This is a genomic window from uncultured Campylobacter sp., assembly GCF_938045205.1.
Lineage (GTDB): Bacteria > Campylobacterota > Campylobacteria > Campylobacterales > Campylobacteraceae > Campylobacter_B.
This window is the reverse complement of sequence record NZ_CALIMY010000151.1, coordinates 1-10,782: the sequence shown is the minus strand read 5'-3', so window position 1 is coordinate 10,782 and position 10,782 is coordinate 1. Positions and strand designations below refer to the sequence as shown.

Below are 10,782 nucleotides of genomic sequence, written 5' to 3'. Positions count from 1 at the left end.
CAAAATTTTGCCTTGAAATTTCGTTTTAAAATTTTAAACTCGCGATTTGGAGCGGAATTTTATAGAGCAGAATTTGCAGTGTGAAATTTTAAGGCACAAAATTTTAAACCGTAGGGCTCAGCTGCGTAGAGTTAAAATTTGGCGTTCAAGACCAGTCGCGTTAATTTAATGCGCTCACGCTCACGACAGCCGTGCGGGCCCTGCGCTTAGATGAGCCGCGTAAGCGCCGGACATGCTGTTTTGCGAAACAGCGGGCGAATGTTAAATTTAAATGCCGCGGCTTCGGCCCACTATTTAAGGCGCTTGGGAAATTTCAAGTCGCGACATTCGGTTTAAATTTAGCAACATTCGCTCGCTACGGAGTGAGCATAAAATTTGGCGCACTAACTCGAGGCGCTAAATTTTAATGGGCGGGCTTAAAATTTTAAAAAATTATAAGCCCTAGCGAAATTTCAAGCTCTATGAAATTTCAAAATTTTAAATCCGCTGCCGCAGTCTTTGGGTGTAGCCTTAAAGTCGCCGCGGTATATGTGGCATAAGAGTGGAGCGGCTTAAAATTACGCGGCTTTCGGAAGCGTTAAGTTTCAAAAGTAAGGTAGTTTCAAAATAGTTCGAGCTTTTAAGATCGCAAGCTGTTTGATCTAGCGAGATTTTGAGCCGCAAAGCTTCGAGCTTCGCGGGCTTTGCAGAAGCGCGAAACTTTTAAAGCTGCGATAGTTTGAAGGCCGCGGCGAGCGTTCAAAGCCGCATCGGTTTTAAAAAAGAGCGGACCTGGGCTGAGGATTAAATTTACGATTTTATAGAGCTTAAAATTTAGACGCGCAAAAGCGCGCGAAACGAGGGGAAGCGATGACAACGAAGCAGAATGTGCCTGCAAATTTATACGATCTGGATATGGAGCGCGCGATTTTAAGCTCGCTTTTGCAAAACGAGGACGCATACGGCGAGCTGAGCGAGATAATCTCGGTCGGCGATTTTTTCTACAAGCCGCACGCCGACATCTACGAGGCGATCGTCAAGTGCTCTTCGCACAACGAGCCGATCGCGCCGAGCTTCGTTAAAAAATGGCTAGCCGATCGCTACGACGATGGCGCATTTACCGAGGTCGTAGCCACCAGCGGCGTGGTTGATGCCCCAAAATACGCACTCGAGCTGCGCGAAAAATCTATCAAGCGCTCGCTAATCAAGGTCGCGCACGAGATCCCTTCGATGGTAAACGAAGCCGTGCGCAGCAAGGACACCGCCGATAAAATCAGCTCCAAAATTTACGAGCTCATCGACGAGGAGCGCCACGGCGGCATCAAAAAATCGCACGAGATCATCGCCGACGTAGTAGAGGAGCTCAAGCGTCAAAAGGCGCTCGCAGGCTCGGAGCTCGTGGGGCTGGATACCGGCTTTCGCTTCCTAAACGACTGCACGAAGGGGCTAAAGCCGGGCGAGCTCATTATTATCGCCGCCCGCCCCGGCATGGGCAAAACTGCTTTTGCGTTAAATTTGATGATGAAAACTCTGCAAAGCGGCAAAGGCGTCGTATTTTTCTCGCTCGAGATGCCCTCTGTGCAGCTGATGTACCGCATACTAAGCGCGCTTAGCTCGATCCCGCTAAGCGACATAATGAGCGCCAAGCTCAGCGACGACGACTGGACGCGCTTCAACGACGCCTGCGACGCGGTGCTGAATATGCCGCTTTTCGTCTATGACAGCGGCTACGTGAACATCCACCAAGTCCGCACCCAGCTGCGCAAACTTAAATCCGCGGATGCCAACATTGAGCTTTGCGTGATCGATTACATCGGACTTATGACGAGCACGAGCAACTACTCCGAGCGCCACCTACAAATCGCCGAAATTTCGCGCGGACTCAAGCTCTTGGCGCGCGAGCTAAACATCCCGATCATCGCGCTATCGCAGCTAAACCGCTCGCTTGAGGCACGCTCTAACAAACGCCCGATGCTAAGCGATCTGCGCGAAAGCGGCGCGATCGAGCAGGATGCGGACATTATACTTTTCGTCTATCGCGACGAGGTTTATAAAGAGCAGATGGAGCGCGAGCGCATTTCGCGGCTGGAGGCCGAGGGCAAGGACGCGGGCGAGCCCGTGTTTAGGCGCAACGACTATCAGGAAAAAGCCGAAATCATCGTCGGCAAAAACCGCTCTGGAGAGGCGGGTAGGACGATCGAGGTGGGCTTTCAGGGCAGATTTACCCGCTTCGTCGATACGAGCTTCGGCGGCGAGCCCAGCGAGAGCACGATCTTTAACGAAAACGACAATCTCGACTACGTCTCGCAGCTGCAAGATCAGGGCTTTGAGGAGCCAGTTGGACAGCATCTCGATATAGCGCAGAATTTGCAACAGAATTTAGCGCAAAGCTTTAACGGCGCGGAGAGTTTTAACGAAGCGGAAAATAGTGGCGTAAGTTTAAACGAAAGCTCTGCTGGTGCTCGAAATTCCGGGGTAAATATCGATTTTGACGAGATGCCTAGCTTCGGTCAAAGCGATGCGCAGGACGGCGAGGAGATAGACGGCGAGTCTAAGCTTAGCGTGGAGCAGGGCTTGGCAGAGATGCAGCGCGCGGCACAAGACGCACCGCAAAAGCAAGAATTTGAGGAGCAAAATTTAGATGATACGAGAGCGGGCGGCGTCGTACCAGAAATAGACGCGCATAAAAATTTAGCGGGCACTCTGCGGAGCGCAAAAGACACATCGCGGGGCACAAAAGGCGCGCAGCAAGATGCAAAAGGCACATCGCAAGGCGCAAAGAATACACAGCAAGAAGATGCTGCGTATTTTGAAAGAGATGATGAGCCACCTTTTGAGCCGCAGCAGGACGAGGCGAAATTTAAACCCGCGCCGCCTTTAAATATCGAAGAGATGGGCATTCCAAAGATCAATGAGGCAAACAGGCTCGATGACGACGACGCGCCGCTGGATCTGTGAAATAGCGCTTAGGCTAGCGCTGATCGTTAGCGTTTTTTGTTTCGCGCTTTATGCGCAGGATTTCAGTGACGCGGGCTTTTGCGCGCTGGCGACGTTTTGGGCTTATGCGCTATTTCGGGTGCTATTTAGCTTTTTTTACGAGGCGAAGCAGCGTGCCAATGCGGCGCTATTTCGCAGCAGCGGGATTTTGATTAAAATTTTTAGGGGTAGGTTGATAAGCGGGGTTTTAGCCTTCGCGGGCGCGGTCCTTTTAAGCGTCACTTTGGCGCTAGGCCTAGCGGATCTGCGCGGCGCGGCGCTATTTGTGACGCTAGCGGTGCTGCCTGCAGCTCTTGCCCTGATGCGCCTGGCGGTGCTAAAGCTCAGCCTAAAAGAGATTAAAAATCCTAGAATTTTATCGCTCAAACTTAGCATTTTGCTGCTCGCCGTACTCGCCGTAGCGGTAAATTTTGCCATAAATTTAGCCTATTTGCGGCTTGCAGACGCTACCACGCACTCTTTAAATTCCGCGATAAGTTTTACTCCGCCCGCCCGCACCGCTTCATCCGCCGAAGAATTCGTGAGGAATAACGCTTCGGCACCCGTCGGAAATTTAGCAGCAGATAATACCTCTAAATCCGCTAAAAATTTCGCGGCGAATAACGCTGCCATAGTTATTAGAAATTCCGAGACGGATAATGCCATCAAGCCTGCGCCGGCCATCGTCAAAAATCCTACCGCTTCGCCCGCAAATTTTAAAGCGGGCTCCGTCAGAGCGGCGCAGGTCTCGGCTGCAAATTATAAGGCAAATACCGCCGCCATGCCGCAGACCTTCGCCAAAAATTCTACGACTAGCTCAGCCGCAGCGCAAAATTTAAATTTAGCTCCAACTCCCGCCGCAACGAGTATGGTCGCCGACAGTTCTGCTGAAAATTCCGCGCCAAGCTCTGCATCGGTAGCCGAAATTTTTGAAATTTTAAAATCTACCGCGCCGCAAGCGCACTTCAGATCCGCTCTGCTAAATGAAATTTACGCTTTGAAATTTTACAAAAACGCGCTGTTTGAGCTGGCGCTGTCGCAGAGCCCTAGCGCGCTAAAAATCGCTCTTTTGTTTCTGATCTGCGCGGGAGATTTCCTCTTTTACTGCGCGATCTTGCATCTTTGTGCCTTCGTGCTTTTTATGCCGCGAGCCACGTCCGCGCCCAAAATAGGGCGCTTTAGCGGCACGATCTTCGCGCTTGCCTACGTCACGCTGTGTTTGATCTGTGCCGCGCAGACGCGCACTGTTGCGGGCGAAGCGGATGGTGCACGTCCTAAAAGCGCGGTCGAGACGAGCGTACAGATCGTGCTACAAAGCGGCGAGCGGCTGATCTTAAGCGCGCGCGAGGCGGACGTTCTAAGAGGCGAGCTAAACGCCATGCGCTTTGCCGCGGAAGCAAACGCCGCGTCCGCGCTAAATAGCTACATCGACGCCGTTTACGACGAGGGCGCGAGGCTTAGCGCGCAGAAAATGGCGGATTTCAATTACTCGTTTCTGAGCGATTATCTGGTGCTGTGGCACGGCGTGTGGGACGATGACGCGGGGGCGTATCTGAATGAGAAATTTGCGGGCTTCGTGAGCGAAAGCTTCCCGAAAGATTTTGGCGAGAATATCGCTAAAATCGCTGCGGCAAACGTCAAGAATTATGAGAGTTCGCTAAATTTTACGCTCAAAAAATACGGCGCGAAAATTGATCTTAACGTCACGCAGAGCTTCAGCCTAAAAAGCAAGGCGTATCGCGCGAGCGGGACGGGACTAGGGGCGTTGGGCGGCGTGCTGGGCGCAAAGCTGATAAGCAAGAGCCTCGCTAAAACTGCGGCTAAAACGGGCGCGAAGACCCTTACCAAGGCAGGCGCCAGCGCGACCAGCGGTAGTGCGGGGCTCGTGTGCGGTCCAGGCGCGGTGGTGTGCGTGCCTGCGTTTGCCGTGGCTACGTGGTTTGGGCTGGATTTTGCGTTTGCCAAGGGCGACGAGGCGCTGAACCGAGAGGAGTTTGAAGCTGCGATCGTGCGCGATATGATGGCGGCGAAAGAGGAGTTAAAGCGCGCGCTGGCGGAGGATTTCAACGCGACGATAGATGAAATTTCGAGTGAAATTTTAAATTTAGACGGGAGGTAGGCGACGGATTATGCCCGCGCGACTTAGACCCGTTGCGAGCGAAATTTTACGGCGGATTACGGAGCTTTCGTGCGTGGCGGACGGTAAAATTTTAAAATTTCATTTAAGTGTGGGCGGCGGGTGTCGTGTATCAAAATGGGCGGTTCGGTAGGTACGAAACAATAGCGAAACTGGCGGCAACAAAATAGGCGGTGCAAAACGAGCAGCGTAGCGGGTGTGCAATAAACAGCGCTGCGAGCGAGGAATTTTATAAAATTTTATTCTGCTTTGCTTGCTTTGCCGCACCTGCGCGATTTAAATCGGTTGCGAGTAAAATTTGGCGGCAGATTGCGGAATTTACGTGCGCAGCGTACGGCAAAATTTTAAAATTTTATCCATGCGCACAGGCGGCGGACGGGATTACGGCGCATTTATCGCGCCGCCGCACTCCTTAAATTTAAGAGCCAACTAAAAATTTTTAAATATAATCGCCGCTTAAAATAAGGAGTGCTAATGAAAAAATTCTATCTTAAAATTTCGTTATTTGCGTTTATAGCGGCATTTGTATCGATTCCTGCTGCGGCAAAATCGCATTTGACAAGCTTGATAAAGTTAGAGGATTTTAATAACGAAGAGCAAAGGATGCTTTTTAAATCCTGCGATTACGGTGACGGAAAATATGGATCGTGCAATAAACTCGTTGAAATTTTATCTAAAGAGTGCGAGGATGGTGATATGCGCTCATGTACTATACAGAGTGATTTTTTACAATCTTTGTTTAGAGAAGAGGAAGCTATGAAATATCTGATTAAGCTGTGCGATGCTGACCTTATCGAATATTGCATGGGGCTAGGTTGGGAAGATATAGAATTTAACGGCAATATACAAAGAGCAATTAGGAGTTTTGAAAAAGTATGCGATAGCAAGCTAAAGGATAGCGAGCCTTTTTGTAGAATGAATGAGGAATTAAAGAGCTGCTTAAAAGATAAAGAATGCAATCCGATAATAAAGGGCAAGGCTCTTTTAAAAAGAACTGTAGAGGAGCTGAAATGAGAAGTATTAGCGTTTTATTCTTATTGATTATGATATTGTCGTATCCATTATCTGCCAAATCTACGGCAGAGGAACAAAATCTTTATAACGAATGCAATAAAGGAAACGGCAAATATAGCTCATGCACTAAGCTAATAGAAATTTTATCTAAAAAATGCGATAGCGGTAATATGGAAAAATGCGATGATTTGGGCTATGTTATGGGTTTAGAGCTCGGTATGCGAGAAGCGGCTTTTGTGCCCTTAGAAAAATCTTGCAAGGCAGGTATTGCAGCCTCTTGTTTTAACCTCGGAATTCATGATATTGCGATAAGAGGCAATGTCAAAAGAGCGGCACATAATTACAGCATAGCTTGCGAAAAATATTCAGAGCATCTAGAAAAAGAAAAAATATTTAAACTAAAATCTTGCGCGCTAAAGACGGCTTTAGAAAACTGCTTACGAGATCAGGAGGAACACGATCCCGTAAAGTGTGCGAAAAGAGCCTTTTGGGAAATAAGCGATAAATACGACTCAAATTCAACCAAGGAGTAAAAGATGGCAAATCCAAAAAGGGGCAAAGAGCGATAATGAAAGAATTTTATCCGCAATTTTGGCGTCTTTAATAACGCAAGTCGCGGCAGAGCGTAATCAAAGCGCAGCCGCTAGCAAAAGATAAAATTTACGTCGCTTTCTGATTTAAATTTATATCGTATGTAGGAGCTAACATGAAAGCGCTATTTTTTATACTCGTATCGGCTCTGTTTTTGAAAGCCGCGAGCGTAAGCGAAATTTATTCTCTAGGGGCGCCTGCGTGCGATACTTACGATTTAAATTTTAAGAAATGCAGTAGCGGCGACGGCAAAGCATGCTATTTGGCGGCTTTAATTCTAAATAATAAATCTTGCGCACAAAAAAACGACGATTTGGCATTAGAATTTTTTGAAAAATCATGTAGTTTGGGATATGCCAAGGGTTGCATTTTTATGGGGCGAGCGTATTCGCTTACGTCTTTGGATAAAAAACACGCGAAAATCAAGACATATTACGAAAGAGCTTGCGAGCTAGACGCGAAATTTTGTGATGACTACGGGCTTTTATATTTTTATGGTGAAGGCGTAAAAAAAGACGAGCTTGCGGCAAAAGAGTATTTTAAAAAATCCTGCGATGCGGAAAATCCTGCAGGATGCGGGCACTTTGCCACATCTTTAAACAGAGAGAATGAGAATATAAATGAGGTTATGAAATTTTATGAAATCGGCTGCAACGGAGAGCATTACCCTTCGTGCTACGCTTACGGACTGCTGTTGTGGGCTAAAGTAGATAAAAATAAAGGCAAAAATTTTTGCAAGAAGGCTTGCGACAGGGGTAATGTAAAGGAGGCGTGCAAATGGGTGCTTGATATGAGCGAGGAGGAGGAAGAGCAAATTTTATATTTAAGGCAGTATTTGGAACTGGGCTGCAAAGACGGCAATGCGCAAATGTGCAAGGATTTAGAAAAAAGAGGGAATTAGGGCAGAATTTTAAATACTAAATTGCCCCACTTGCAAGCTCATGAAATTCGGACTTTAAAATTTAATCTTAATTGGGCTATAATCTTAGAATTAATATTCAAAAAGGAGTTTTTATGCAAACACAAAATAATTTTATAAACCGCGAGCTAAGCTGGCTACGCTTCAATACCCGCGTGCTGGAACAATGCAAAAAGGATATCCCGCTAATTGAAAAATTAAAATTTCTAGCGATTTACAGCACGAATTTAGACGAATTTTATATGATCCGCGTGGCGGGCTTGAAGCAGCTTTTTACCGCCGGCGTTATAACCAGCGGCGATGACGAGATGACGCCTCTTGAGCAGCTACGCGCGATCCGCTCCTATTTAAGAAACGAGCAAACCGAGCTTGAGCAGCAGTATTTCGGAATCCAAAAAGAGCTTTGCAAAAACGGGCTTTTTATCAAAAGCTACGACGAGTTGCAGCCCGAGCTGAAGCCGGTGGCGGACGAGTTTTTTTTCTCGCAGATAATGCCAGTAATCGTCCCGATCGCAGTGGATGCGACCCATCCTTTCCCGCATCTAAACAATCTCAGCTTCTCCCTCGCAGTCAAGCTCTGCGATGAGGGCGCGCCCGAGTCGGTGCATTTTGGAATGATTAGAATTCCGCGCGTGATCCCGCGCTTCGTGCAGGTCGCGCAAAACACTTACGTGCCGATCGGCACCATCGTAAAGCGCCATGCGGAGGAGATTTTCCCGGGCTACAAGCTTCTTAGCTCCGCAGCCTTCCGCGTTACGCGAAACGCAGATATCGTAATCGAGGAGGAGGAAGCGGACGATTTTATGATGATCCTAGAAGCGGGGCTTAAGCTGCGCCGCAAAGGAGCTTTCGTACGACTTCAGATCGAAAAGGACGCCGATGCCGAACTGCTGGAATTTCTAAATTCTCATCTTAAAATTTTTTACAAAGATATATATGAATGCGCCGTGCCGCTTACGCTGGACGGGCTTTGGGAGATCGCTTCTAATAAGGATTTTTCCTTTCTAGCCCATCCTCAGTATCTGCCAAAGACGCTGCCCCCCTTTAACGAAAACACCTCCGTTATGAGCGCGATGGAGAAGGAGGATATTCTGCTGATCCATCCTTACGAGAGCTTTGATCCCGTCCAAAAGCTCATCAAAGAGGCCGCGAAGGATCCGAAAGTCATCTCGATCCGCATGACGCTGTATCGCGTGGAGAAAAACTCCCCGATCGTCCAAAGCCTGATCGAGGCCGCAAGCGACGGTAAGCAGGTAACGGTGATGGTCGAGCTTAAGGCGAGGTTTGATGAGGAAAACAACCTGCACTGGGCGAAGGCGCTCGAAGACGCCGGCGCGCACGTGATCTACGGCATCACGGGCTTTAAAGTCCACGCCAAGGTAACGCAGATCATCAAAAAAGAGGAAGGCAAGTTAAAATTTTATATCCACTTAGGCACGGGCAACTACAACGGCTCTAGCGCTAAAATTTACACCGACGTGAGCTTTTTTACTTGCGGCGATCGCTTCGATAAGGACACGACGAATTTCTTCCACATCCTCTCGGGCTATAACAAAAACCGCAAGCTCGACAACCTCTCTATGTCGCCGATGCAGATCAAAGAGCGACTCCTTGCGATGATAAAAAACGAGGAGAAAAAAGGCTCTGCCGGCAGGATCATCGCTAAGATGAACGCTCTTGTCGACGGCGATATGATCAAGGCGCTGTATAAAGCAAGTGCGGCGGGCGTAAAGATCGATCTCATCGTGCGCGGCATCTGCTGCTTGCGCCCGGCGCTTAAGGGCGTTAGCGAAAACATCCGCGTGATCTCGATCGTCGGCAAATACCTGGAACACGCTAGAATTTTTTACTTCGCGCACGCCCAGCCCAGCCTATACATCGCGAGCGCGGATTGGATGCCGCGAAATTTAGAGCGCAGGCTGGAGCTGATGAGCCCGATTTACAACGAAAATTTGCAAAACAAGCTCAAAGAAATTTTAAAGCTTCAGCTAAGCGACAACGAGCTCGCATTCGAGCTGCAAAGCAGCGGCGAGTACCGAAAGATCGTGCCGAAAAAGGGCGAAGATAAGATCGATGATCAGGAATTTTTAGAAGCTTATTTTAGTAAAATTTATAAAAACATCCGCAAACACGACGAAAGCGGCACGGCACTAACTAAGCTTTTAAAGGAGAGCTAGACGTGGCCTCGGTTCTGCTAGGGCTAGTCGCGCGCTAAGCCCGCGCGCAAACCGAGATCATAAAATATTAAATGCAGAATTTTACGCCGTGAATGCGCGAGTAGATTTACAGAAATTTCAAAGGGATTGTAATGAAAAAATATCTTTATTCGATCGTTATGGCTACGTTTTGCATGGGCGGAGTCTTTGAAGACGCGGACAAGCTCTATGAGGACGGCGATTATCCTAAAGCGGTAAAAATGTGGCAGCGCAGCTGCGACGGTGGAGATACGCGAAGTTGCTATAGGCTCGGAAACTTATATCGATTCGGCAGGAACGTCACTCAAAACTATCAAAAAGCGGCGAATTTTTATCAAAAAGCCTGCGATGACGGAGATATGACCGGTTGCTATGAGCTTGCAGGACTATACTTTGAAGGCTATGGCGTTAGACAAGATTATCAAAAGGCGGCGAGCCTGCATCAAAAGGCTTGTGACGGCGGCAATATGTTTTCGTGCAATTTGCTTGCAATTTCATACGAATCCGGTATCGGCGTCCCAAGAGACAAGCACAAGGCTATGGTTTTGCGTCAAATGATTTGCGATAACGGTGATGCAGATATGTGCAATAACCTTGCATATTTATATAAAAACGGCGACAAGGTCGAGCAGGACTTGCAAAAGTCGGAGAGCTTATATAAAAAAGCGGCTGTTTTGTACCAAAAGAAGGCTCAAATAAATCAAAAGAAATGCGATGAAGGCGACTTATATGAGTGCCAGCGCCTAGCGGATCTATATATAGACGGCAGGGGCGTAGAGAAGGATTTCAAAAAGGCTGCGGATTTATACCAAAAGGCTTGTGATGGCGGCAGGGCGGCGGCGTGCTTGACTCTGGGAGACTTTTACAAAGCAGGTAATTACCAAAAAGCAGAAAGCCTATATCAAAGCGGGCTAAATTTGCTTAAAAATACTTGCGAGAGCGGGGATGCGGACTCGTGTAGTTATCTCGGG

The 10,782-nt window shown here is 48.2% G+C and carries 7 protein-coding genes; all 7 read left to right on the top strand.

Annotation, left to right across the window (positions count from 1 at the left end):
- Window positions 1–849: 849 nt before the first annotated feature.
- Window positions 850–2,937, top strand: a complete 2,088-nt coding sequence (locus Q0198_RS09385; RefSeq protein ID WP_297897380.1) for a replicative DNA helicase — start codon at window positions 850–852, stop codon at window positions 2,935–2,937.
- On the top strand, window positions 2,909–5,074 hold the full coding sequence (locus Q0198_RS09380) for a hypothetical protein (protein WP_297897377.1): 2,166 nt from the start codon (window positions 2,909–2,911) through the stop codon (window positions 5,072–5,074). The genes Q0198_RS09385 and Q0198_RS09380 overlap by 29 nt, the downstream gene beginning before the upstream one ends.
- 492 nt (window positions 5,075–5,566) lie before the next feature.
- Entirely contained in the window at window positions 5,567–6,106 is a 540-nt protein-coding gene (locus Q0198_RS09375) for a hypothetical protein (RefSeq protein ID WP_297897374.1), read from the top strand.
- Window positions 6,046–6,639, top strand: coding sequence for a hypothetical protein (locus Q0198_RS09370; protein ID WP_297897372.1), 594 nt, complete (start codon window positions 6,046–6,048; stop codon window positions 6,637–6,639). The genes Q0198_RS09375 and Q0198_RS09370 overlap by 61 nt, the downstream gene beginning before the upstream one ends.
- A gap of 173 nt (window positions 6,640–6,812) precedes the next feature.
- On the top strand, window positions 6,813–7,598 hold the full coding sequence (locus tag Q0198_RS09365) for a tetratricopeptide repeat protein (RefSeq protein ID WP_297897369.1): 786 nt from the start codon (window positions 6,813–6,815) through the stop codon (window positions 7,596–7,598).
- A 113-nt stretch (window positions 7,599–7,711) separates the two neighbouring features.
- Window positions 7,712–9,793: an RNA degradosome polyphosphate kinase gene (locus tag Q0198_RS09360; protein ID WP_297897366.1), complete on the top strand. Its 2,082-nt coding sequence runs from the start codon at window positions 7,712–7,714 to the stop codon at window positions 9,791–9,793.
- Between the two features lie 131 nt (window positions 9,794–9,924).
- On the top strand, window positions 9,925–10,782 hold an 858-nt coding region (locus Q0198_RS09355; protein WP_297897364.1), incomplete at its 3' end, for a tetratricopeptide repeat protein.